Here is a 24818-nt window from a genome sequence, read left to right as displayed (position 1 = left end):
CGGCCAATCAACGTACGCCTCCATTTCGTATCCCTGCCTCGGCATCGCGTCCCGAAGGCCCACACGATCCCACCCCGGAAACGAAGAAGGGTTCACGCCATGAGACGTCTTCTCTGCTTGCTGATGTTCGCGCCCGTGCTTTCCGCCTCCGCCATGCTCTCCGGCTGCGGCGGCGAGGAAGGCACTGGCGAGGGGGACGCCACACAAATTCCCGGTGAAGGGGCCGGTAGCCATACCGCTGGTATGCACCCTTATCAGCCCCATTTCGACGCCGCCGCGAAGGATTTCTCCGTTCCGGCCTCGCTCCTCGTCGCGCTCGGATACACCGAGACGCAGCTCTATCACGTGCCCGGTGATACCTCCGAGTTCGACGGTGTCCCGGCTGCGTATGGCGTGATGGCATTGCGCGGCGAGGCGCTCACGAAGGGCGCCGCGCTCGCGGGCCTGAGCGAAGAGGAGGTCCAGACCGAGCCCGAGGCCAACATCCGGGCCGCGGCGGCGCTGCTCGACGCCCACGCCAAGGAGATGGGCTTCGACCGCGCGGACATCGGCGCGTGGGCGCCCGCGGTGGCGGCGTACTTCAACCATCCGAGCCTCGACGCGCAGGCGCACTTCGTCCATGACGAGGTCTATCGCCACCTGCGCGAGGGCATCGCGGCGCCCGAGGACAGCGGGATCGACGAGATCCTGGCGCCGAACCCCGAGGCGACGCCGAAGTTCCCGATGCCCCAGTTCGTCGGCAAACCCGGGCCCGCGAACGCCGTTTATGCCGGCGCCGTGTGGCGTCCGGCGCCCTCGTCGAACTACACCTCGGGCCGCAGCGGATACAAGGCCGAGCTGCTCGTCATCCACACCTGCGCCGGCGGGTATTCGGGCTGCTGGGGCTGGCTCACGACGCCCTACCCGACGAACCCCTACAAGACGAGCGCGCATTACGTCGTCAACGAGAGCGGCAGCGAGATCTCGGCGCTCGTCGACGAGGCGAACACGGCGCATCACGTCGGCGCGAGCTGGAATGGCCTTCCCACGAATCCGCGCTCGGTCGGCATCGAGCACGGCGGGTATCCGTATACCAGCGCGAACCTGTGGACGGAGGGCCAGGTCGCGGCGTCGGCCAAGCTCTCCTGCGACATCGTCAAGCGGCAGAACATCATCCGCGACCGGCAGCACATCATCGGCCATTACCAGCCGGATCCGGTGAACCGGGCGAACGACCCCGGGACCGGCTTCCCCTGGGCCGATTACATGAACCGCATCAACACCTGCGTCGGTGGCGGCGGTGGCGGCGGCTCGTCCATCACGGTCGACAGCAACAACGCGAACAACAACAGCGCGGTAGCGCGCATCGTGGCGCCTTCGGCGAACTGGACTTCGTCCACGAACGTCGCCGGGTATTACGGCACGGGGTACTACGCCGCGCCCACGGAGGCGATCTCCGACGGCGCGACGTTCGAGTTCTACCTCTCCGCGGCGGCCTCGAAGCAGGTCTACGCGTGGTGGACCTCGGCCTCCGACCGGTCGACGACGACGCCCTTCGTCATGTTCAACGCGAGCGGCACGAAGCTCGGCACGGTGAACAAGAATCAGCAGACGGGCGGCGGCTCGTGGCAGCTCATCGGTACGTACAACTTCTCGGCAGGCTGGAACAAGGTCACCGTCTCGCGCTGGACGACGACCGGTTATTACGTCATCGCCGACGCCGTGCAGATTCGCTGAACCCCTCTCCAGGGCCCGCGGCGACACGCGCGCCGCGGGCCCTCCCCCAATACGCATGCCGCATCATTCCCTGCCCCGCTTCTCCCGCCTCGCGCCCGCCCTCCTCGCCCTGCTGGCGGCGACGTCCTGCACGAAAAAAGAAAAAGAACCGGACAATGCATTGCCGTCACGTTCTGCAATGCCGGGAACCGGTACGAGCGCGGGACCGATTGAGGGAAAACTACCTGTCCCGACAACCGGCAACAAACCGGATGTCCCGACAACCAAGGACAAACCTTTGCCGTCGGAATCGGCGGAAAGGGTGGAAGGGGGGCCGAAAAACGCGGCGGGAGACGAAATACCCCCCGAAGAGCGGCAAAAAATCGCTGGGAGAGTCGCGTTCATCTCGGAGCGCGATGGAAACCGCGAGATCTACGTGATCGGCGCAGATGGCAAAGGAGAAGAGCGGCTCACGAAGAGCCCGCACGCCGATTACAATGGCCCCGCCTCCCCCGACGGCAGCGCGCTGCTCGCGATCCGCGTCGAAGGCGAGGAAGGGCCCCAACAACTCCTGCTCCAACCCCTCGACGGAAGCCCCCCAAAACCCCTCGGACCACTGGCAGGGCGCGTACGATTCCCCACATTTTCACCGGACGGGCGCTTCGTCGTCTACGAGTCGAACGGCGGGAAGGTGGACCCGGCACATTTTTCCGATCTGTACCGGGTGAACAGCGACGGCAGCAGCTTTCGACGCATCACGAAGAACGACGAAGGGAACTTCGAGCCGGCGTTCTCGCCGAAGGGCGACGCGATCGTCTTCATTTCGAGCCGCGACCGCGTGGCCGAGCTCTACCGTATCCGGCCCGATGGGAGTGATCCCGTCCGCCTGACGAATACGCCGCGCGACGAATGGGGCGCGCGGTATTCGCCCGACGGCAAGGTGCTCGTGTTCGTGAGTGATCGCGAGGGCGCGGACCGTATATGGCTCATGCCCTCGTCGGGCGGGGAGGCGCGACGTTTGACGCAGATGCGGCCTGCGCCGCGGATCGTGGAAGAAAAGCCGTCCTGGTCCCCGACGGGCAAACGAATCGCGTATGCGCTGAGCGTGCCCGAAGAGCCCTCCCGCGTGGGGATCGTGGCCATGGAAGATGGGAAAGAGACGTTCGTGCGAGCGCCCGGGGGCACGGGGCACGTGAATGAGCCCGCGTGGTCGCCCGACGGGCAATACCTGGCCGTGACCGTGACCCGCGGGTCGGAGCAGCAGATCTGGATCGTGCGGGCCGATGGGAGCGGAATGACGAGGCTGACGAGCTCTCCGGGTGGGAACTGGAATCCCATCTGGATTCCGCCGCGCAAGGGGAAAGGCGGCAAGTAGAAAGGGCGCGTCGCGTCCGGGGAGGTCCGGTGATAGGATGCTCCTATCATGCGCCTTTCCCCTCACCCGGTGACCCTGCGGCAGCTCCAGTACGTGGTCGCGGTCGCGGATCGAAAGAGCTTTCGGAGGGCCGCAGAGGATTGCCACGTGGCGCAGCCCTCGCTGTCGGCGCAGATCCAGCAGGCCGAGGAGGCGCTCGGGATCCTCCTGTTCGAGCGGGATCGGCGCGCGGTCACGCTGACGGCCGCCGGCGCGGAGATCGTCGCGCGCGCCCGCGCGCTGCTCGTCGCCACGGACGACCTCGTCGATACGGCGCGCCGCTTCGGCGATCCGTTCGCGGGGACGCTCCGCCTCGGCGTGATTCCCACGATTGGACCCTATCTGCTACCGGAGATCGCGCCGGTTTTGCGCGAGCGATATCCGAAGCTCACGTTCGTCTGGACCGAAGAAAAGACGTCGACGCTCGTGCAGATGCTCGGGCAAGGCGCGCTCGACGGGGCGATCGTCGCGCTGGAAGCCGATATCGGGGATCGGCCGCACGTGGTGCTCGGCAAGGATCCGTTCGTCTTCGCGGCGGCGCCCGGGCATCCGCTCGCTGGATCTCGCCGGCCGCTGAAGCCCGAGGAGCTCGAAGGCGAGCGCGTGCTCTTGCTCGACGACGGCCATTGCTTCCGGGATCAGGCCCTCTCGTTTTGCTCGCGCGCCGGAGCCGAGGAGGCGGGGTTTCGCGCGACGAGCCTGGCGACGCTCACGCAAATGGTCGCCGGGGGCGCGGGCGTGACGCTCCTGCCGAACCTCGCCGTTCCGCTCGAGAATCGGCGCGACGCGCTGCGAATCCGCCCCTTCGCGTCCCGGAGCCCGGCGCGGACGCTCGCCCTCGTCTGGCGGCGCGGATCGGCCCTGGAGAGCACGCTGCGCCCGGTGGGCGATACCCTCCGCAGCGCCTACACCTCGCTCACGGAGCGCGCCCCGTCCGCCCTCTGATAGGCTGGTCCTATCGCGACCATAGAAACGATGTCATGGCCCCGGCCCGGGGCGGACGTACGCTTCTCGTAATCGCACGAACGAGGAGGGAGCTACCATGACGAAACGCATTCTCACGACCGAGGGCGGCGCGCCGGTGTTCGACGACGCGCATTCGCAGACCGCGGGCGCCGCAGGGCCGACGCTCTTGCAGGACCACTATCTCCTCGAAAAGCTCGCCCGCTTCAACCGCGAGCGAATCCCCGAGCGCGTGGTGCACGCCGTGGGCTCGGGCGCATATGGCTACTTCGAGGTGACGAACCCCGACGTGCCGCGATGGACGAAGGCCAAGCTCTTCTCCTCCGTGGGCAAGCGGACGCGCGTCTTCTTGCGTTTCTCGACCGTCGCGGGCTCGAAAGGCGCGCCGGACACCGTGCGGGATCCGCGTGGTTTCGCGCTGAAGTTCTATACCGAGGACGGGAACTGGGATCTCGTCGGGAACAACACGCCGATCTTCTTCCTGCGGGACGGTATCAAGTTCCCCGATTTCATTCACTCGCAGAAGTACGATCCGTACACGAACCGGCAGGAGCCCGACAATGCGTGGGACTTCTTCTCGCACACGCCGGAGGCGACGCACCAGTTCATCTGGCTGCACGGCGATCGAGGCATTCCCGCGACGCTGCGCCACATGGACGGCTTCGGGTCGCACACGTTCCTGTGGGTGAACGCGGACGGCGAGAAGTTCTGGGTGAAGTTCCATTTCAAGACGGATCAGGGCATCCAGTGCCTCACGAGCGAGCAGGCGGCGGCGATCGGCGGCAAGGATCCCTCGTTCCACCACAAGGACCTCTATGACGCCATCACGCGCGGCGAATACCCGAGCTGGACGTTCAAGGTGCAGATCATGCCGGAGGCGGACGCCGCGAACTACAGGTTCGACCCGTTCGACGTGACGAAGGTATGGCCGTACGAGGATTATCCGCTGATCCCGATCGGGAAGCTCGTGCTCGACCGGCTGCCGGACAATTACTTCGCCGAGACCGAGCAATCCGCGTTCGATCCGGGGAACATGGTGCCGGGCATCGGGCCTTCGCCCGATCGCATGCTGCAAGCGCGGCTCTTCGCGTACGGCGACGCGCAGCGATATCGCCTCGGCATCAACCACACGCGGCTGCCGGTGAACGCGCCGCAAGGCGTGACGGGCGGCGCGCAAAACTACGGGCGGGATGGGGCGATGCGCTTCGATGACAATGGCGGCCGCGGAAAGAACTACCAGCCGAACAGCCACGATGGCGCGGCGCCGAGGGGCGAAGGCTACGACCTCGGCATCGCGCTCGCGGGGCATACCGGGCCGCAAGCGCACCCGCGGCACGTCGAGAACGACGATTTCGTGCAAGCCGGAGCGCTCTATCGCGTGATGAAGGAGGACGAGCAGGCGCGGCTCGTGCAAAACCTCGCGGGCAGCCTCGCGCAGGTGAGCCGAGAAGACGTGATCGAGCGGTCGATCGGATATTTCGCGTGGGCAGACGAGGAGCTCGGCCGCAAGCTGCGGGACGCCGTGGCCACGCTGCGCGGCGCGAAGGAGGGAGCGCGATGAACGACTTCTCCTTCGAGGAACGCGAGCGCGCCGCGCACCTCGCCCGCGCCGGAAAAACCGACCCGCTCGTCGAATTGCTGGGAGGTCGCTCCCCAGACATCCTCGACGCGAAGGGGGATAGCCTGCTGATGCTCGCGGCCTATCACGGGAACGCGGGGACCGTGATGGCATTGCTGCTCCTCGGGGCGGACCCGGAGCTCAGGAATCCGCGCGGCTGGTCGCCGCTCGATGGAGCCGCGTTCAAGGGCGATCTGGAGGTGATCCAGACGCTTCTCGATTGCGGCGCGCAGCCGGACGCGGCGGGGCCGGACGGGCGGACGCCGCTCATGTGGGCCGCAGCATTCAATCGAAGCACGGTCGTCGAGGCGCTGATCGAGCGCGGCGCCGACCCCACGAGGCGCGACGTCGCCGGCCTCGACGCCGCGACCCACGCCCAATCCATGGGCGCGGATGCAACGTATACGCTGCTCACGGGGCGAGCGGCCTGATCCGCAAAACGTCTGGTGCGGAAGCCCGGCAATGTCAAGCTCTCGGGCGCGCGCGCTCCGCATTCGCGAGCGCCGTCCGAGGAAACGGCGAATGAGACGAAAAACGAGCCACTGGGAGCGACGTCATTTCCAGGCTCTCGGGACTGCCGGCGTCCTGATCGCGGTCGCATTCGTCGCCTGCGAGGGTCGCGACGGTCCGGACCGGACCGGGGCGACGGCGCGTGTCCTCGCCGGGCGGCCGCTCTCGAGCGTCGTCGCATTCTCGTTCACGGACGATGCAGGCACGGGCGCGATGGATCTCGCGCACTACGTCCGGGTGCGCGTGGATCAGGTCGCGCGAGGCACGCTGCCGAAGGGCGTCGAGTTTCCGCTCGCGAACACGTCGACGGACGGCGTGCGAGCGATCGAGGGGCTCTCGTCGAACGTGGTGGTGTCGTGGCTCGATCCGCTGACGTTCGATCGGAGCCCGGCGGCGCCGCGGTTCGGGGTGAACGACGATTACATCGCGTTCTTCGGCGACCACTGGAACGACGTGCCCGGCGAGCCACCGCAATGGAACGGCAGCGGCACATCGGCCTGGATGTGGGTGAACCACGAGTCGATCTCGAATGAGGCGCCGACGTCGACGACGGCGCCGACGGGCCAGCACCTCACGCTCGCGAAATACCTCGCGGCGGAGAAGGTGCTGACGAACGACGTGACGTCGAACCGGTGGCCTCCCGAGGCGCTCGCGACGTACGTGCACGAGGCCAAACGCCAGGTCGGCGGCTCCTGGTTTCACGTGGTGCAGGATCCGGCCTCGGGCGCGTGGCGCGTCGATCGCGGCGCCGGGGCGATCCGCTACGACGCGACGAGCAAGACGCTCGCGCGCATCACGGGGCTCACGCCGCTCGAAATCGATCACGACGACGAGGGCCGCGCGCTCCCGCCCGGCGTCGTGAGCGGCATCATGGCCGATTGCTCGGGCGGTCAGACGCCGTGGGGCACGGTGATCACCGCGGAGGAGAACGTGCAGGACTTCCACGGGGACATGGAGGTCTTCTGGACGAGCGAACAGAAGCTCGTCCGCGGCGCAGGCGCGGATCCCGGCGGGCCGATCACGTTCGATCCGACGCCGAGCCCGGCGAGCTTTTTCGGGATGTCGCCCGACGTGAAGTCGCGCCACGCGAAGGATCTTTACGGGTATCTCGTGGAGATCGATCCGGGCAAAGCACCTGACGAGTACGAGGGGAAAAACGCCGCGGGTGTGGGGCACAAGAAGCTCGGCGCGATGGGCCGCGCGCGGTGGGAGAACACGACGTTCGTGGTCGACGCGGACTGGAAGCTCGTGCCGAACGAGCCCGTCGTCTTCTACGCGGGCGACGATCGGCGCAGCGGTCGGGTGTACAAGTTCGTCTCGAAAAACGCCTACGAGCCCGGCATGACGCGGGCCGAGATACGCGCGCTGCTCGACGAGGGGAAGGTGTACGCCGCGCACTTCGCCGGGCTCGACAACACGACGGGCGTGACGATGCTCGCGACGGGCGAGGCGCCGTCGGAAGAACAGCCGGGGATCGGGCAGTGGATCGAGCTCGGCACGGCGAGCACGGCGATCGCGCCGAACGCGGACGCGCTCGGCGAGCCGGGCAAGACCGTGGGCGAAGCGCTCTCCGACATGGATTACAACGGGCTCGGCGGCTTTCAGAGCGACGACGACGTGCGCCGCGCGCTGTTCACGGCGAGCGCGAAGGTCGGGATCATGGAGCTGAACCGGCCCGAGGACGTCGAGTACAACCCGCGTGATCCGAGCGGCACGCCGCGGATCTACGTGGCGTTCACGAACCACGGGCACAAGACGCAGCTCGATCAGGCGGGCAGGCTGATCGATCCGGCCGCGCACGAAAAGGCCGCGGCGGCGCGGCCCGACAGGATCGGCAACGTGTTCGCGATGCAGGAGGCGAATCCGAAGAGCCCCGCGGCGTCGACGACGTTCACGTTCTTCCGCGTGTGGGCCGGTAAGAATGCTACGGGGCCGTACGATGCGTCGAACCCCGACAACCTGCTGATCGATCGCGAGGGCGGCGTGTGGTTCGGGACCGACGGGAACTTCGCGACGAACGAGCGGGCCGACGCGGTGTACTTCCTCGACCTCGATCGCGCGCACGCCGCGGGCGCGCCGGGCGTCGTGTCGCCGACGTTCGGCAAGGCGTTCCGCGTCGTGGCGCTGCCGAGCGACGCGGAGGCCACGGGGCCGGCGCTCGCCGCGGACATGCGCACGCTGTTCGTGAGCGTGCAGCACCCGGGCGAGCACGTGCCGAGCCTGTGGCCACACGGGGCGCGGTGAAGACACGCGCGGCCTCGTCCTTGCTCGTCTGCGGGCTTCTGGTGGGCCTCGGGGCGGCCGCCTGCGGGCGACGCGAGGAGCGGGCCACCGAGGGCCTCTACGACCCGCTCGCGCGCGCCCGCGAGGCCGCCTTCGTCGTGAACAACCCCGAGGCCTCGGTGCCGCCGCTCTGTTACACGAAGACCGGCGGGGCCTCGAACCCGTGCTGGGTCTGCCACACGAGCGCGCACGGGCCGAACGCGCGCGCGGACGCGCATTTGCAGGAGGAATACGCGTTCTCGGACGCGGCCCTCACGAACCACTACGAGAACCTGTTCGTCGATCGGAGCGCGGAGATCGCGCGGATGTCGGACGAGGAGATCCTCCGCTACGTGCGCGAGGACAACTACACGCCGCTCCGGCGCGCGCTCGCGAGCGCACGCGGGTACGAAGGCTACGTGCCGGATCTCGATCTCGATCGCGGCTTCGACGACGAGGGGTTCGCGCGCGATGGGAGCGGCTTTCGCGCCGTTCGATTCAAGCCGTTTCCCGGGACGTTCTGGCCCACGAACGGGAGCACCGACGATGTCTTCATCCGCTTGCCCGAGGCGTTTCGCTCGGACGAACGCGGCGCGCCGTCCCGCGCGATCCACGCGCTGAATCTGTCGCTGCTCGAAGCCGCGATCACGACGGATCCGGATGCGCCGGCGGATCGGATCGATCGCACGATCGAGCCGGTGGACGAGCGTCTGCTCGGCGAGGATCTCGACGGCGATGGAGCGCTCTCCGCGGGCGTGACGCGCGTGCGGCGCTTGCCACGCACGTACGCAGGCGGCGCGTCGAGCGAGCCGCTCGAACGCGGGATCTATCCGCGCGGCGTGGAGTTCTTGCATTCGGTCCGCTACCTGGATCCGGACGCGCCCGGGTACGTCGCGCGGCGCATGAAGGAGCTCCGGTATTCACGCAAGGTGCTGAAGCTCGATCGATGGGCGCTCCTGCGCGCCTACGAGAAAGAAGAGGACGAGAAGGACGAGGGGCTCCTGCCCGTATACACGGGGTCGGCGACGAGCGGGCTGCGGAATGCGTTCGGCTGGCAATTGCAGGGGTTCATCGAGGACGCCGAGGGGCGGCTGCGGCTCGCGACCGACGAAGAACACCGATTCTGCATGGGCTGTCATTCCGGGCTCGGGGTGACCGTCGATCAGACGTTCGCGTTCGCGCGCAAGGTGCCGGGAGCGGAAGGCTTTCGCATGCAAGACCTCCGCGGCATGCAAGACGTCCCCGAGCTCGGACACGCAGAGCCCGAGGTGCTGACGTATCTGCGTCGCGTGGGCGGAGGCGACGAGCTCCGCGCGAACGAGGAGATGCTCGCGCGCTTCTTCCCCGGCGGATCCCTCGCGGAGCCCGAGCTCTGGCGCGCCGCGCCCGGCGGCGATCGGGATCTCGCGTTCCTGCTCCTGCCCTCGCGGGAGCGCGCGCTCGCGCTCGACAAGGCGTATCGGGCAGTCGTTCGAGGTCAAAGGTTCGATCTCGGACGTGACGCGCTGCTCCGGCCCGCGGAGAACGTGCACCGGGCGATCGAGAACGGATCGACGGAGCTCGACAAAACGAACCGCGTCTACACGGACGGGCGGCTGCGGCTCGATTGGTGAGGGTGCTACGCTCGGGGACGTCATGCCCCACGAGCGCCCGAGCCTGACGGCCAAGAAGATCGCCCGATTCCTGATCCTGATCGACGCCGTGCCCCGATTCGCGGGCCTGCTCCCCGCGGACGCGGCGACCACGGCGGAGGCGATCCTGCGCGCGTCCGGGGCCGTCGGGCGACGGCGGATCGACATGATGCGCGCGCCGTGGACGCTGCGATTTTACGAGATCGCGGAGGCGTGGACGGCCCGCGGGCAGCTCGTCTGGTTCGGGCTGCGAAAGCGGTGGATGGCGGATGCGGTGGAGGAAGCCATCGCGGCGGGCGCGACGCAGCTTCTGGTGGTGGGTGCAGGATTCGATCCGCTGGCGACGATCATCGCGAGGCGTCATCCGGAGGTGACGTGCGTGGAGATCGACGCGCCGGCGACGGCCGAGCCGAAGCGGGCGGGGGTGCGTGGAGCCGGGTTTGAAAGGACGAACCTGCACATCTGCGCGGCGGATCTCTCCAAGCGATCCCTCGGCGAGGTCTTGCACGCGATCCCGTGGCGGAGCGACGCGCGGAGCGTGGTCGTGGCCGAGGGGCTGCTCATGTATCTGGACGTGAAGGACGTGAAGGCGTTTTTCCGAGCGGTGCACGAGCACACGGGGCCGGGGAGCCGCGTGGCATTCTCGCACGTGGACGGAGACGACGCCGGACGGCCGCACCTCGGGACGCTGGATTGGCTGATCCGCACGTCGCTGCGATTCGCCGGGGAGCAGATGCGGTGGGGGATCCGGCCCGAGCGGCTGCCGAAATTCGTGGAGGAAGCCGGTTTCTCGGGGGTCGAGCAGACGGACGGGGAGGCGCTGCGAAAGAAGTATCTCGCGCCGCTCGGTTTGCCGGAGGAGCCTGTCGCGGCGTACGAGTATCTCGCGCAGGTGGAGCGGGCCGAGGCTCGCGGATGAGCTCTACCGCGCCGGCGCCTTCACGCCGGCGCGGCGGCGCGAACGACCGATGGCGTGCGCGACGCCTTGCTCCAGGGTGCTCACCGTCTTGATGCCGCCCATATCGATCCCGAGCTCCACGAGCGTCCGCGCGGCCGCGGGGCGCACGCCCGTCAGGACCACGTCCGCGCCGAGGAGCCCCGCCGCCTGCGCCGCCTGCACGAGGCCGAGCGCGACGGGCGTGTCGACCGTGCGAACGCCGGTGATGTCGAGGATCGCGACCTCGGCGCGGTGCGCGACCACGCCCTGGAGCAGCGCCTCGAGCACGAGCGCGGCGCGGCTCTCGTCGATGGCGCCGACGAGCGGCATGAGCACGACGCCCGGGGCAATCGGCAAGAGCGGCGTCGACAGCTCGCGCAAGGTCTCGCGTTGCGCCTCGATGATCCGGACCTGGAACGTCGCCTGCTCCGCCTCGGCCCGCCGCAGCTCCGTGATGTCGGACGCGATGCCGCAGATCGCATACGCCTTGCCGTTCGTGTCGAACAGCGGGAACTTGGAGCCGAGAAAGACACGCACGCCATTTCGCGTGGGAATGTTCGTTTCGATCTGGATCGGCACGCCCCCGTCGAAGACTTTCTGGTCATCCGCGCGATGCTTCGCGAGGACGGCGGGCGGAAGGACTTTGGTGTCCACCTTGCCGATCGCGAAGTTGGGCTCGAAGCCCATCCCCTCGTCGAAGGCGCGGTTCGTCAAGGTATAACGTCCTTCGAGATCCTTGACGAAGAGCATGATGGGCGCGTTCGTCATGACCGCGTGCAGCATCCCCTCGCTCCGGTCGAGCGCCTCGCGGTCCCGTTTGTGCTCGGTGATGTCGATGCCGCTGGCCACGATCGCGATCGGTCGTCCTTCGCCGTCGACCAGGCGCCCGACGTTCCATTGCAGGACACGGGCGAACCCGTCCCGCGACGTGATCGGGTTCTCGAAGCCACGCGTCTCCTCGCCCCCGAGCACCTTGCGCATGTCGGCGGCGACCGCGGCCCGCGCCTCGTCGGGCACGAACCATTCGAGGTAGTTTTTCCCGAGGATCTCGTCCCTCGACCAACCGTAGAGGCGCTCGGCCTCGGCGTTCCATTCGAGAATGGTTTGGTCCTCGCCGATGATCACGACGACGCTCTTGACGGCGTTCACCAGGCTGCGAAAACGCGCCTCGCCATCACAACGAGCCGCGGCGGTGGCCGAGACGGCGCACCGCGCGAGCGCGCCCGCCGCTTCCTCGGAAAGAGCGAGGAGCTTGTCGAGCGCGTCGGCGTAGGCCGCGGCATCGAGCGGCAAGGCAGGCTCCGTGCGGAGCGCTCGCTGGAAATGACGCCGGGCCCGCGAGAGCACACGGAGCACCTCGTCGACGGGCGCCCCGCGCCGCCCGAGGTCGAGCGCTGCCGCCGTGACGCGATCGGCGGCCCCGTCTTCCCCGACGAGCGCGCCGATCGTCGCGCCCACGAAGGCCTCGGACCACGCAGCGACCTCCGCCGTCGTCGCCTTGCCGAGGAGCGCGACTTCGCTCGTCGCATCACGAGCCACCGAAAGCGCCAGATCGCGCGCCTGGTTGTCGAGAAACGCGCGATACGTGGTCGCCAAAGGATCGCTCATCTCGCACTCCTCTGTCCGTCTGCGATGGAGAGGGCATCACGACACCTCACCCATCCAGGGGCGTCAAGCGCTCGACGCAGGATCCCGACGCGGCTCGACGCGGTTCAGATCTGCGCGTACCCGCCGTCGACGAAGAGCTCGGCGCCGTTGACGAAGCTGCTCGCGTCGGAGGCGAGGAACACGGCGGCCTTGCCCACCTCGTCGGGATCACCGAGCCGGCCGAGGGGGACCGTGGTCGCGAGGCCCTGGAGGAGCGCCCTCGCCTGCTCCTCCGTCGGCGCGAGCCCCGCGAGGCCCGGGGTCTTGATGGGTCCGGGGCTGATCACGTTCACGCGAATGCGGCGCGCCTTGAGGTCGAGGATCCAGCTCCGCGCGAAATTGCGCACGGCCGCTTTCGTCGCGCTGTAGACGCTGAACGCCTCGGTGCCCATCGTCGCCGTGGTCGAGGCATTCAGGATGACCGAGCCGCCGTCGACGAGGAGTGGCAATGCCTTCTGCACCGTGAAGAGCACGCCCTTCACGTTCGTATTGAAGGTGTTGTCGTAATGCTCCTCGGTGATCGCGCCGAGCGGGGCGAATTCGCCGCCACCGGCATTCGCGAAGATCACGTCGATGCGGCCCGCCTGCTCGCCGACGATGGCATAGAGTCGGTCGAGATCCGCGAGGTTCGCCGAATCGGCGCGGACGCCCACGGCGTTCGTCCCGATCGCCGTGACCGCCGCGTCGAGCTCGGCTTGACGCCTGCCCGTGATGAAAACGCGCGCGCCTTCCGCGGCGAATCGCTTGGCCGCGGCGAATCCGATCCCCGTGCTCCCGCCCGTGACGACGGCAACTTTTCCTTCGAGTGCGCCCATGATCATTCTCCCGTTTCTTTGTTCGGTTTGGTCCGCCGGACACGCGCGCCGACGTGGTAGGTTTGGCCGCCGACGACGAGGTCGTTCGCGTCGACGTTATTGACCACTCGGTCCAGTATGGGACTTGTGGACCGATCGGTCAAGTACCATAGAGAGAGGTATGGGGCGTCCACGTAAGTTCGAGGTGGAACAGGTGCTCGAGGCCGCGCGGGACCAGTTCTGGGAGAAGGGGTACGCAGCAACGTCGCTCGACGACCTGATGCGGGCGACGGGGCTCGGAAAAGGCAGTCTTTACGCGGCGTTCGGCGATAAGCGCCAGCTCTTCCTCGCCGTCCTCGACGCCTACGCCGCCTGGCGCCTCGAGGTCATGCGCGCCGCGCTCGACGGCGAGGCGAAGGCGATCGACCGTCTGCGACACCTCTTCCAGCTCGCCGCCCGACCACCCGAAACCACCCTCGGCGACACGCGCGGGTGTTTGCTGGTCAACAGCACCGCGGAGCTCGCGTCACACGACCCCGAGGTGCGGACGCGGGCGCGGGAGACGTTCGCTGCCCTGGAGGACCTGTTCGTCGAGCTTTTGGAGCAAGCGCGGGCCGAGGGCGACCTTCCGCCGGGCACCGACGCGCGCGAGCTCGGGCGGCTCTTGCTCACGGTCCATCAGGGGATGGAGTTCCTCGCGAAGACGGGGATGGAGCGCGAGGCGCTCGAGCGGATCGGAGAGGCGGCCATTGAAAAGGTGCTCGGCGCGGCCCCGGCCTGCCGTGAGGCGAAGGGGCGGCGCCGGCAGACGTGAGCCGATCCAGCCGGCGTCAGCGCCGTTTTCCGGCCTGACCCGTGGCGTAGGCGATACCGCTCGCCAGCGTGCCGCGAACGACCAGCGACGTGAGAGGCACATCGAGCTCGACCAAGGTCCGAGCGACATCCGACCGGATGCCCGTCAGCACGACCTCCGCGCCGACGAGCCCGAGCGCCTGCGCCGTGCGCATGAGCGTGTTGGCGACGTGGGTATCCACCTGCCTGACGCCGGTGATGTCGATGATCACGACGCGCGTCTGCTTCGCCACGGCCGCATGGAGCGCCGTCTCCAGCATCTGGTCGGCGCGCCTCGCGTCGATGGCGCCGATGAGCGGCAGCACCACGATGTCCTCGCGAATGGGGATGAGGGGCGTGGACAGCTCTTCGAGGAGCGCGCGCTGCACGCGGATCACCTCGTCCTGCAGGGCCGCGCGCGCCCGCTCGGCCTCCTCGCGCGCCGCGAGCTCTTGCTCGAGCTGCACGGCCTGGAAGTGAATGGTGTCGGCGGACTGTCTGCGCTCCGTGACATCCTGCACGGTGCCGAGCATGCGCAGCGGCGTGCCCGAATCGCTGTAGAAGACCTTTCCTTGCTCGTGGACGACGCGGACCTCGCCCGTCGGCAGCACGATGCGGTGCTCGATGCTGTAAGGGGCGCGCTCGTTCACGGCCTTGTTCACGGCCACCGTGACCATGTCGCGATCGTCGGGGTGAATCGTGCCCATGAACGCCTGATAGCTGACGTCGAACTTGCGCGGCTCGTAGCCGAAGATGCGGAAGATCTGGTCGGACCAGGTCAAGCCCCCCGTGGGAATGTCCCAGTCCCAATTGCCCATGTTTCCAATCTCCTGGGCCCAGAGCAGACCATCCTCGCTCGCGCGGAGCGCGCTCTCCGTCTTTCTCTGCGCGGTCACGTCGCGAAGATGGACGAGCGCCCCGCCTTCCGGGTCGACCGGGCACGGCGTCACGACGAGCGAAAACCACCGCGGCTCCTCGTCCGCCGCGACGCACGTGCCGAGCTCCAGGTCGAAACGCGCGCTCCTGCCCGTGATCACCTCGCCGATGCCGGCGCGCATGGCCAATCGGTCCGTCTCGCGAATCTCGAGCATCGCATCCGGGGGCGTGGAGACGGCGAGCTCGTGGCTCCGCGGCCCCGGCTCGCTGTCGCCGGCGAGCCGATACCAGGCGCGATTGACGTAACGAATTCCCCCACGCGTGTCGACGAGCGCAACCGGATCCGTGAGCGCATCGAGCGCAGACCACGCTCCCGAGGCGAAAGGGGACGAGCTCCCCGACGACGGCGTGTCCTTCAACATGTCAGCCCCCCGAAACCCGAGCACCGGCACCGGCCCGCGGTCCGGCCGCCCCGCTCGGCCGAAAACGCGCGTGCTTGTCGCACCAGTACATCGTTCCAGGAAAGCTACAGTGTAGGCGTGGTTGCCGTCAAGCCGGGAGGAGGGATCACGCTCGACGATACCGTGCTATTTTTTCGCCGAGGCGAACGTCTTGAATGCCTCGGCGAAGTCGGGGTGCCACCGCGAGAGCGGCGGGCGGTTCTCGACGATATCGCCGGCCGCCCAGAGGATACGGCGCTCGTCGAGCGCGCGCGGCACCTCGTTGTCCGGGCACAGAATGTAGAAGTCATTCTGGCCCAGACGCTCCAGCATGAAGTCGATCGTCTGCTCCGGCGTCCACGCCCCCGCGGGCTTCTCGGTCCGACCGGACGCGGTGAGCTCGGTGAAGACGAAGCCAGGGATGAGCAAGTGAGCCCGGATCTGACAGCCGGGTGTGTTGCGAAGCTCGTGTTCGAGCGCCTCGGTGAAGACCTTCACACCGGCCTTCGAGACGTTGTACGCCGGGTTGCCCGGCGGCGTGGTAATGCCTTGCTTGGAGCCGGTGTTGATGACGAGGCCCGAAAGCCCCCGCTCGAGCATCCGGGGCACGAACACCTGCGTGCCGTGAATGACGCCAAAGAGGTTCACCTCGAGCGTCCGCGCCCAGCTCTCCCGAGGTCCGAGCACGGTGCTTCGAGGCCCGATGCCGGCGTTGTTCATGAGGATGTTCGTCCCGCCAAACGTCGCGGTGACGGCGTCTTCGAGCGCGACGAGCGCTTCCACGCGGCCGACGTCGGTCTCGGAGGCCATCACGTCGGCGTCGCCGCCCTTCGCGACCGCCACGACCGCTTCACGCGCCCGCGCGAGGCGATCGGCGCCGAGGTCGGCGATGCAGACACGAAGGCCGAGCGACGCGAACTTCTTCGCCGCAGCGAGCCCGATGCCAGAGGCGCCGCCCGTGACGACGGCGACGGCGCCCGGAGTGAGAGCGGGGTGATTCATGACAAACCGTCTCCTACGATGAAAAGGGTGGTGCTTTCACGCCTGCGCGAGCGCGCCGGTGTCGACGGGGATCTGTTCGAGCGAAGATCCCATGAGGTGGGATTACTCGGGGCGGGAGCGGGGTGCAATGGCCTTCGCGGTCGCGCCGATGCGCGGGCAAACGCCTGGGTGGCGCGCGACGTGAACGCACCCAGACGCGCTTGCCCGAGAACACGACCGCGATCTCATGGATCGGCTTCGCGCCTCGCTCGATTCGCGGTTCGATCGCACCTCGAAGATTCACTCTTCCAGGGTGACGAGCAATCCCATCAGGAATACGTGATCATGCGCTTCGATGTCTTTCGGCGCGCGATCATGGATGGATGCTGGCATTGGTGGCAACCGGGAAACGCGGAGCGACTCGCCATCCTCCTGGAGGGCTTCCTGAGCAAGCTTTCGAACTACTCGCGCCGCGCGATCACCTCGGCCCGCACGTAGCCGGCCATCGCCAGGATACTTCACACCGTTTCTTGGTGGTTCGTCGTGTCCCGCAGCGCGATATGGTCCTGGGAAGTACTTGAGCATCGACAGGTTCAGCGACTTGCCGAACCGCCTCGGCCGAGGGAACAGCAGCACCTGCGGCGGCGCCCGGAGGACGTCACCGAGGAACGCCGTCTTGTCGACGTAGTACTGGCCGCCCTCGCGCAACGCCTTGAAAGTCCGAGACCCCGATCGGGACGTCAAGCGGGCGCATGGACGCCCCCACACACGCTCGTGCCCCGACGAACCACAGGGGTTCGCCGCGGGACCACGGACCAACCGTCCTGGCCAGGCGAGAGCCTGGTGGGCGAACCTCGACGGCGAGGACAACAATGAAGAAGACGACGGGGGGCTCCTCGTTCACACGCTGAGCGACTGGCTCGAGAAGCAGCCCCACGGCTCGGGACAGGACCGCGAGCGCATGCAGTACTTCTTCTCGTCGCACGCGCAGTCGTGCATGGACCGCCGCCCGCGGCCGACCTCGCGGCGCCAGCCCTTGAAGGAGCCTCCCTGGCGAGGGTACAAGCGGGGAGATGGATCGTGGCGCGTCGAGCAATAACGGTGCCGAGGGCGAGCCGGAGATCGATCCGTTCGGACGCACGGTCTCCTCCATACCTTCGAGCGGCAGGGAACGCGAGCCGGCGCGCGCGTCGCGCGCGCCATGGAACACCGCGCCCGCGCGCATCCAGCACTACGAGATCATGAGGCCGCTCGGCCAGGGGGGAAATGGGGTCGGTCTCCCTCGCCCGCGACACGCGCCTCGCCCGCCTGGTCGCGATCAAGTTCCTCGACAAGCACAGCGGCGACACCGCCCTGCGCTTCCTGATCGAGGCGCGCGCCACCGCGCGGATCACCCACGAGAACATCGTGGTAATCCACGACCTCGGCGAGCACGACGGCAAGCCCTACATGGTGCTCGAGTACCTGAAGGGCAAGACGTTCGGGCACATCCTCGACGAGCGCCAGACTCGCTGGGACGAGTCCACAGGCGAGGGCGACAACGACGCGCCACCCCACCGCAGCGGCGACGCGGGACTGCCGCCCGACCGCGTGGTCGAGCTGATGCTCCCCGTGGTGCGCGCGCTCGTCTGCGCGCACCGGCACGGAATCGTGCACCGGGACCTCAAGCCGTCGAACATCATGCTCACCAACACGGGCGTGGTGAAGGTGCTCGACTTCGGCATCGCCAAGCTCGTGGACAGCGCCGACGGCGACCCCCCCCGAGGATCTGGCGGATACGATATGGCAAGCGCTCGGAAAGCCTGCCCAGGATCCGCTGCTCTCCATCCTATCCCCTGGCGGAGCCAATTTCTTCTTTGAATGGGAGGTCGGCGACACGGCGGACCGGCTGGAGGTCTTCGCCGAGATGCTCTCGGAGGGCGTGCAGCCGGACCTCGACTGGGGTCATGCAGGGGACGTGGTGCGCGGGATCGTCGCGATCCTGCCCAGGTACCGGGCGCTGCGGGAGCGGGCGCGCGCGTATCAGGCGAAGCAGAGGGTCCTCGACCGGGTGACCGAGACCGCCGCGCGCGAAGGGCACGTGCAGCATTCCAAGCTGCGGCGGCGCATGCCAGCACGGCGTCGCGATTGCCCCCTGCGGCCGGATCCGACTCCGGCGGGGGCGCCCTCCCTTGCGCGAGCTCGCATTGCTCGAACGACCTCGCCGCGAGGTCCCGCGGCTCGTTCAGATAGAGCGCGCGCGCCTCGGCCGGCAGGCAATCTCGATTCTTGGCCTGGAGATCACGCTCGAGCTTGCCGACGTCGAGCTCCCAGGTGTAGGTGCGGTCTGCCGCGGCCGCGAGGAGCTTCTGGCCGCCGTCGAAAAAAGCGAGCGCCACGGCGGGCGCCTCGGTCTGGAGCACGAAGGGACGCTGTGCGCCCCTGGGAGGCCCCGCGAGCCCGGACCATACCAGGATTGTCCCGGTCGACGAGGCAGCCGCGAGCCGCGCCCCATCCGCGCTCCACGCGAGGTGGAATAACGCCCCGCCCTGGCCGTCGAGCTCGATGGGAGCCCCGCCGGACCCGACCTCGAAAATACGCACCTTGCCGTCCGCGCACGCCGTCGCCACGCGCTTGCCCGTGGGATCGAATGCCGCCGCGTACACCGCGCCCGCGTGCTCGTGACGCTCACGCGGCGCGCCGCCCCGCTCCGCATCGAAGACGAGCGCCGTCCAATCGAGCGCTGTGGTCACGAGCTTTCGCCCATCCGGGCTCAGCGCCACCGAGGTGAGCCAGGCCGTATGGCCATGAAAAACGGCCGGTGGCTCGTTCCCCTCCGCGCGAAGCACGAGCGCCGTGGCGTCCTCCAGCGCCGCCGCGATCCGGTCGCCCATGGTGTTCCAGGTGAGGTGCCGGATCGCGGCGGCCACCTTCACACGCTTGCTTGGTTTGTCGGGCTCGCTGCGACGATGATCGTGGAGCGCGTACTTCGTCCCCGCTGCGCCGCCGAGCGACGCGAATGCGACGCGCTCGCCGTCCGGGCTGAGCGCCGTGGCCGAGATCCAGCTCGGAGCCTCGTCCTTCGGCGCAGCGAACGAGATCGGATCGGAATCGCCGTCCACCCGCCGCAGCGCGACCGTTCCATTCGGGTAAGCTGCGGCGAATACCCGGGCATCGGCATTGAACGCCGCGAGGTGGAACACGGCCGGCGTGCCTTTTGCTGCCCCACGCGACATCGTCGCGCGAGGTGCGATCTGCGACAGCAAATCCACGCTCCAGATCCGCACGGTGTGATCCGCGGACGCGCCCAGGCTGCTGTCCGCGGCGGCCGTGACGAGACGATCGCCGGCCGGGTTCCAGGCGATCGACTGGAGCCGAGCGGAGTGTCCCTGCAACAGAAACGGCTCGTCCGGCGCATCCACGCGAAACACCCGACCGCGATGATCGCTCGACGCCGTGGCCACGAACCGTGGGTCTGTCGGGTGAAACGCGACGGACGTCACCGCGCCGGGGTGACCCGAGAGGACGATCTCCGCACCCTTGCGGGGTTGTTGCTCCAGATTCCAGAGGCTCGCGGTCCTGTCGGCAGAGGCGGTCGCCAAAAGCTTGCCGTCACGGCTCACGGCGGCGTGGACGACGTCGCCGGTATGCCCCTCGAGCGTCGCGCGCAGCGGAATGGATCCGTCTTGCTCGATCCGGAACACGCGCGCCTTCGCGTCGCGCGAGGTGGTCACGAGCACGCGCTCTCGTCGATTCAACGCGCCGAACAGCACGGGTGCCGCGTGACCGGGGAGCTCGGTGATCTTGCCCCTGGTGGCGCCGTCCCAGACGCGGGCGCTGCCGTCCTCGGAGGCCGTCACGACGCGCGTGGCATCGATGAATGCGGCGCAATGAACGCGCCCCTTGTGCGCGGTGTGCTCGCCCAGGATCCTGCCGTCACTCGCGGCGTGGACGCGAACCGCCACGGTCTCTCTCCGCTGGCCCGCCGGTTTGTCGCCGCCGGCCTGCTCGGTGACGACGGACGCGACCACCACGCGCTCGCCATCTTGGCTCCACGCGCCGAACGTCGCCTCCGTGGCCTTGCCCTTTTCGTCATCCGGTTTGCCCGGGAGCACGATCGACGTCGCCTCCGCGCCCTGGATGCTCCACAAGCGCGCCGTGCCATCCGTCGACGTCGTCAATACCCGCAGCTTGCGCGGATCCTCGTCCGGAGAGAAGGCCGCCGAGGAGATCTCCCCGGTATGCTCCCCGAGCACGATCGGCTGGCCCGACCCGTCCGCGAGCCATACGCGCGCGGTATGGTCTGCCGAGGCGGTGAGCACGCGCTTTCCATCCGGCGAGAACACCGCCGCGCCCAGCTCCCCGCGGTGCCCGCGGAGCGTCACGAACAGCGAATTCGTGTGGAGCGCCTGGTTGGCATAGTCGATCCAGCCGGCCCGCTCCTCGGGCTTCTTCACCTCGGAGAGGAGCTTCAGCGCCTCCGTCGGCTCGCCGTGGCCGAGGAGGGCGAGATGGCCGGCCATGACCCGCAAATCATTCGCCTCGTCGCGCTCCCTCGCAGCCGCCTGCTCTGCCTCCTCCGCGAGATGCCGCGCTCGATCTCCCGCGCGATATGCACCGGGTCGTCGGCGATCGCCGCGATGCGCGCGGTCCCCGACAAACCACCGCCGCTGTCCCAGATCTCGGGCTCGCGTGGGTCGGCGTCCGGCCGCAAGATGACCAGGCTGTCCTTCGGCGCCGGGCGCTGATCGTAGAGCCAGCGGAGCAGGAGGCGATTGCGCCAGTCGAGGACCGAGAGCCCGAGGAACAGACCGGGCTGGATCCGGGGCCGGGAGAGCAGCTCCTCCAGCCATTGCGGCGGCCGCTCGCCGAGCAGGCCGTTGCTATGGTCGTCCTCGGTGAGCACCGGATGCGAGAAAATGGGACGCGCCTCCGGCGAATACCCCGTACATGCGCAGCACCACGATGTCATTGTCGAGATCGAAGCGCCTCGGCATCAAGGGCTCCATCTTCCAGCCGGCGGCCCCGGCCCCGCGCTTGACGACCCGTGGCTTCGTATTGCTGCCCGTGAGTGAGATCTGGATCGCGTAGACGGTCCTGTCGCACTGCTTCTCCGCAATGGCGCGCTCGAGGTAGGGTCGCCAGAGCAGGGTGATGTGCACCCCCGGCGGGACCAGCCCGGCCATGGCGTCGATGAGTGGCGGCGAGCTCTCCGGCAAGCCCCCCCGACGGCCTGCTGGAACAGCGAATGGAGGACCTCCTCGCCGAAGCGGAGCACGCAGCGCTGGGTGATCGCGCTGAGCGACATGGCCGGATCGGGTTTGTCCTCATTCTCCTCCATGAACTTGGTGAGCTCCTCCTTCAGCGCCGCGCGATCCTCGTCGACGTCGCCGAGCACCAGCGTGTAGGGAGGTTTGTCGAGCAAGTTCTGGAGCGCCGGGGCGAGCGCCCTCGCCCGGCGCTTGCCGCTCGGCTTCACGACCTTGCGCCGCGCGAAATCGAAGAGCACCGAGTCCGACGAGCGCAGGAACAGGATCGGCGAGAACGCCTCGGCGCTCTGCGCGAGCAACGTCCGCCGCGCGGCCGCGACGCTCGCGCCGATGTCGCCCGCCGCGCCGGTAGCCGTCAGCGAGCGGTAGATCTCCGTGGAGCACGTGCGCGCGACGTCCGCCTTGACGGGCCAGAGGTGGGCCACCACGGCGTCCGCGCCGGCCCTGACGAGCTCCTCGGCGGCGCTGCCGAACATGCCCGCCTTCGCCCCCTCGCAGGCCTCGAGGATCATGAGGCGCAGATCCTCGTAGAAATGGGGGCTGAGCTCACGCGCGAGCGCCTCGGCCGTGATCCACACCTCCTCGCCGTCCTCGTCGTCCGCGACCCGGAGCGACGGCCTGCCCCGCATGTCCACGCCGCCGTGGCCCAGCCAGTGGACGACATGCGGCGTCTTCCCGGCCCGGAGTTTGTCATAAAGGTTCTTCGGGCCGAGATCGGGCCCCGCGATCGGATCGAGCCACTCGACTTCCCCGGCCTCGATGGACGGCGCGAGCGCTTCGCGCAGCGCGAGGAGCGCCTGTTCGTCGCTCCCCGGCGCAATCGCGAGCACCCGCACCGCTCCATTCACCTCGCGCGGGGCCCAAGGGTCGGAGGAGCTGACGCCGCGGGCGACGAGCAGGCGCGGGTCCGTCCCCCAGAATCCCTCGGTCGTGCCCGGCCTGCAAAGCGCCTCCCACGGCACGGACAAGAGCGCGCGGTCATGAATGAACAGCCGCACGAGCAGGCGGTTGTCCCGTGGATCGTCGCTCCTCGGCCGCAAAGGATCGGTCATCCGCGCGATGATGTCGCGGAGCTCGCCCTTGACGATCTCTGCGTGGATCGCCTGCGAAAGCTCGATCACCGCCGGATCCAGCTCCTTGCGGGCGCGCACCGCGCGGCCGACCCTGTTCGCGAGCGTGGTGAGCGCGTTGAGGCCCTGCTCTGGCGCGACGTCGTGCGGGGCCGGGCGCTCGCCGCGGGAGCCGCGCGCCGCAATGCGCACGTCGTCGCCCCTGGTCTCCACTTCGACCTCGAGCCACATCATCGCACTGTCGGGACAAACTTGGCCCCCGGGAGGCCCGCGAGGATCCGGTCGAGCTGGTCGCGCGAGAGGTCGAAGCGGGTGGCCAATGCGTCGAGCGCCACGCTCGAGAGGGTCACGGAGGTGTCTCCGGTCTCGCGGGTGGGCTTTGCGGAGGAGGTTTCGGCCTGCATGGGCGAGGGGGTGGGCGCCGCCGCTCGCCGGGCGGCGATCTCCGCGGCCGTGGCGCGCGGCACCTCGTGCGCGAGGGGCCCCTCGATGTGCAGGCGCGCCGCTGGGTCGCCGAGCAATACGTATGCGGAGAGGTCCTGGCGCAGCATCCAGAGCGTGGCCTTGCGCGTCTTGCGCACCTTGTCGTCGTCGACCTCGACGCCGCGCGCCTTCATGCGCGCGTCCCTGTCGTACATGGTCGACAGATCCACGCTCGCCTGCTGGAAGAAGCGCTGGAGCTCGAAATACCCCGCACCAACGCGCTTGCCCTCGACGAGCGTGCGGAAGATGTCCTGGAAGCGGGAGGGGCGATACTTGTTCGTCGTGCCCACGTCGTGGAAGCTGAAGGTCCAGGCGAGATCGACGTGGCCCATGACCGCGAGCGGTCCCTGCGGATTCGCGAGCGCAGCCTGGGGCAAGGCGGCCACGAAGGGGCGCTCGGTGGAGAGCGATCGCAATACGCCGTCGACGTTCCGACCGTAGAGGCCGATATCGCGCAGGGCGGCGAGCCAGTGGTGGTAGGCGCTCTCTCCCGGCGTGCCGGCGCCGAAGCACGCGAAGAAAAACCATAACCCGCCGGGCAAGAAGGGCCGCGTCGCCACGTCCTCCGCGGTGATGCGCACGCCGCCCCCGAAGCTCATCGCGCCCTGGAGCCTGCGCTGCTCCTCGGGGCTCGCCCAGCCGGCGCGCGGGGCGCCGCAGCCGTGGCTGATCGAGAAGAGCATGGATGCGGCGGCGAGAAAATCGTCCGGCGAGACGTTCCCGCCCTCGCCGATATCCACGATCTCGCGCGCCCCGAAGACGCCCTTGCCTTGGCCGAGACGCGATTGCTCGATCGTCGGCGTCATCAGGCCCGCATAGCCGCGATCCGGCCGCGGGGCGCTCGCGCTCGCAGGCGAGGACCTTGTGCACGTACGCCTCGTAGCCCGCGTCGTCGGGGAAGCAGACCCTGCCGATGAAGGTATCCGAGGCGAGCCTTTGCTGCAGCTCCTACGAGAGCACGTCGGCGTCGCCGAGCATGAGCAGGTAGCGCGAGCGATCGGCCTCGTCGATATCCTCGTCGCCATAGACCTCGCTCCACCACGCGGCGACCTCCTCGCCCTCGAGGCGAGGGGGCGCGCGAAAGACGATTGCGGGCTCGCCTTGCTGCTCCTCGCGCCGCTTGCGCAAAGGCTCGACCAGCGCGAGGAGCCGAGTTCCATGGTTCGTCCTTCAAAACCGCAGCGGCCGCACGGGCGCGTCCCAGATCGCAAGCAATAGAGGCCGCCGGTGGCTGCCCCCCCGCGTCGCGTCACGCGGACCGGCGCTCCGTCTCCGGATCAGGCCGAGGTCCCGTTGTTTGCCATGAAGCGCCCGCTCGCCGGGAAAGGCAATGACACGTCATTACACGCAAGCGGCCGCTCGTGTCATGGCGTGTCCGCACCTCCACGTTCTTGGCGGGAACGGTGCCTCCTCCTCC

At 68.5% G+C, this 24818-nt stretch carries 19 protein-coding genes and 1 pseudogene; 10 read left to right on the top strand and 10 right to left on the bottom strand.

Annotated features, from left to right (window positions below):
* The first annotated feature begins 99 nt into the window (after positions 1-99).
* The 8 genes from QHF83_RS15680 to QHF83_RS15645 all read left to right on the top strand — a co-directional run bounded on the left by QHF83_RS15680 (position 100) and on the right by QHF83_RS15645 (position 11012).
* Complete coding sequence (locus QHF83_RS15680; protein WP_282418637.1) at positions 100-1716, top strand: N-acetylmuramoyl-L-alanine amidase; 1617 nt, start codon at positions 100-102, stop codon at positions 1714-1716.
* 415 nt (positions 1717-2131) lie between these two features.
* Positions 2132-3070 carry a hypothetical protein gene (locus QHF83_RS15675; RefSeq protein WP_282418636.1) on the top strand — a complete coding sequence of 313 codons (939 nt, stop codon included), beginning with the start codon at positions 2132-2134 and terminating at the stop codon, positions 3068-3070.
* Between the two features lie 48 nt (positions 3071-3118).
* A complete protein-coding gene (locus tag QHF83_RS15670) occupies positions 3119-4054 on the top strand; it encodes a LysR substrate-binding domain-containing protein (protein WP_282418635.1) in 936 nt (311 codons plus the stop codon).
* A gap of 97 nt (positions 4055-4151) precedes the next feature.
* The gene (locus tag QHF83_RS15665; protein WP_282418634.1) at positions 4152-5633 is read left to right on the top strand and encodes a catalase; all 1482 of its coding nucleotides are present in this window, start codon (positions 4152-4154) and stop codon (positions 5631-5633) included.
* The gene (locus tag QHF83_RS15660) at positions 5630-6121 is read left to right on the top strand and encodes an ankyrin repeat domain-containing protein (RefSeq protein WP_282418633.1); all 492 of its coding nucleotides are present in this window, start codon (positions 5630-5632) and stop codon (positions 6119-6121) included. Before QHF83_RS15665 ends, QHF83_RS15660 begins: the two co-directional genes overlap by 4 nt.
* Before the next feature lie 91 nt (positions 6122-6212).
* Positions 6213-8444: an alkaline phosphatase PhoX gene (locus QHF83_RS15655; protein ID WP_282418632.1), complete on the top strand. Its 2232-nt coding sequence runs from the start codon at positions 6213-6215 to the stop codon at positions 8442-8444.
* The gene (locus QHF83_RS15650; RefSeq protein ID WP_282418631.1) at positions 8423-10075 is read left to right on the top strand and encodes a hypothetical protein; all 1653 of its coding nucleotides are present in this window, start codon (positions 8423-8425) and stop codon (positions 10073-10075) included. Before QHF83_RS15655 ends, QHF83_RS15650 begins: the two co-directional genes overlap by 22 nt.
* A 22-nt stretch (positions 10076-10097) precedes the next feature.
* A complete protein-coding gene (locus tag QHF83_RS15645; protein WP_282418630.1) occupies positions 10098-11012 on the top strand; it encodes an SAM-dependent methyltransferase in 915 nt (304 codons plus the stop codon).
* 3 nt (positions 11013-11015) lie between these two features.
* On the opposite strand, the gene QHF83_RS15640 is transcribed toward QHF83_RS15645, so the two are convergent.
* Positions 11016-12638 (bottom strand): PAS domain S-box protein, encoded by a 1623-nt coding sequence (locus QHF83_RS15640; RefSeq protein ID WP_282418629.1) that lies wholly within the window; start codon positions 12636-12638, stop codon positions 11016-11018.
* A gap of 104 nt (positions 12639-12742) precedes the next feature.
* On the bottom strand, positions 12743-13492 hold the full coding sequence (locus QHF83_RS15635) for an SDR family oxidoreductase (RefSeq protein WP_282418628.1): 750 nt from the start codon (positions 13490-13492) through the stop codon (positions 12743-12745).
* A gap of 160 nt (positions 13493-13652) precedes the next feature.
* Here QHF83_RS15635 and QHF83_RS15630 point away from each other — a divergent pair, with 160 nt between their 5' ends.
* On the top strand, positions 13653-14285 hold the full coding sequence (locus QHF83_RS15630; RefSeq protein WP_282418627.1) for a TetR/AcrR family transcriptional regulator: 633 nt from the start codon (positions 13653-13655) through the stop codon (positions 14283-14285).
* A 16-nt stretch (positions 14286-14301) separates the two neighbouring features.
* Here QHF83_RS15630 and QHF83_RS15625 read toward each other — a convergent pair whose 3' ends face one another.
* The 3 genes from QHF83_RS15625 to QHF83_RS15615 all read right to left on the bottom strand — a co-directional run bounded on the left by QHF83_RS15625 (position 14302) and on the right by QHF83_RS15615 (position 17307).
* Positions 14302-15600, bottom strand: coding sequence for a PAS domain-containing protein (locus QHF83_RS15625; protein WP_282418626.1), 1299 nt, complete (start codon positions 15598-15600; stop codon positions 14302-14304).
* A 165-nt stretch (positions 15601-15765) separates the two neighbouring features.
* Positions 15766-16620, bottom strand: coding sequence for an SDR family NAD(P)-dependent oxidoreductase (locus QHF83_RS15620; protein WP_282418625.1), 855 nt, complete (start codon positions 16618-16620; stop codon positions 15766-15768).
* A gap of 279 nt (positions 16621-16899) precedes the next feature.
* On the bottom strand, positions 16900-17307 hold the full coding sequence (locus QHF83_RS15615; protein WP_282418624.1) for an AAA family ATPase: 408 nt from the start codon (positions 17305-17307) through the stop codon (positions 16900-16902).
* 558 nt (positions 17308-17865) lie between these two features.
* Between QHF83_RS15615 and QHF83_RS15610 the strand changes: the two genes are divergently transcribed.
* Entirely contained in the window at positions 17866-18459 is a 594-nt protein-coding gene (locus QHF83_RS15610; protein WP_282418721.1) for a serine/threonine-protein kinase, read from the top strand.
* 722 nt (positions 18460-19181) lie between these two features.
* Here the strand turns inward: QHF83_RS15610 and QHF83_RS15605 are convergent.
* The 5 genes and pseudogenes from QHF83_RS15605 to QHF83_RS15585 all read right to left on the bottom strand — a co-directional run.
* Positions 19182-21101, bottom strand: a pseudogene (locus QHF83_RS15605) (WD40 repeat domain-containing protein); the annotation flags it as partial.
* Positions 21050-21550: a hypothetical protein gene (locus QHF83_RS15600; protein WP_282418623.1), complete on the bottom strand. Its 501-nt coding sequence runs from the start codon at positions 21548-21550 to the stop codon at positions 21050-21052. The gene QHF83_RS15600 and the pseudogene QHF83_RS15605, both read right to left, overlap by 52 nt.
* 24 nt (positions 21551-21574) lie before the next feature.
* On the bottom strand, positions 21575-23131 hold the full coding sequence (locus QHF83_RS15595) for a CHAT domain-containing protein (protein WP_282418622.1): 1557 nt from the start codon (positions 23129-23131) through the stop codon (positions 21575-21577).
* Between the two features lie 17 nt (positions 23132-23148).
* Positions 23149-24207: a hypothetical protein gene (locus QHF83_RS15590; protein WP_282418621.1), complete on the bottom strand. Its 1059-nt coding sequence runs from the start codon at positions 24205-24207 to the stop codon at positions 23149-23151.
* 142 nt (positions 24208-24349) lie between these two features.
* Positions 24350-24529: a hypothetical protein gene (locus QHF83_RS15585; RefSeq protein ID WP_282418620.1), complete on the bottom strand. Its 180-nt coding sequence runs from the start codon at positions 24527-24529 to the stop codon at positions 24350-24352.
* Positions 24530-24818: the final 289 nt, after the last annotated feature.

It is taken from the genome of Polyangium sp. 15x6 (genome assembly GCF_029960785.1).
Lineage (GTDB): Bacteria > Myxococcota_A > Polyangia > Polyangiales > Polyangiaceae > Polyangium.
The sequence above is the reverse complement of the archived record's forward strand: the minus strand, read 5'-3'. Positions and strand labels throughout refer to the sequence as shown.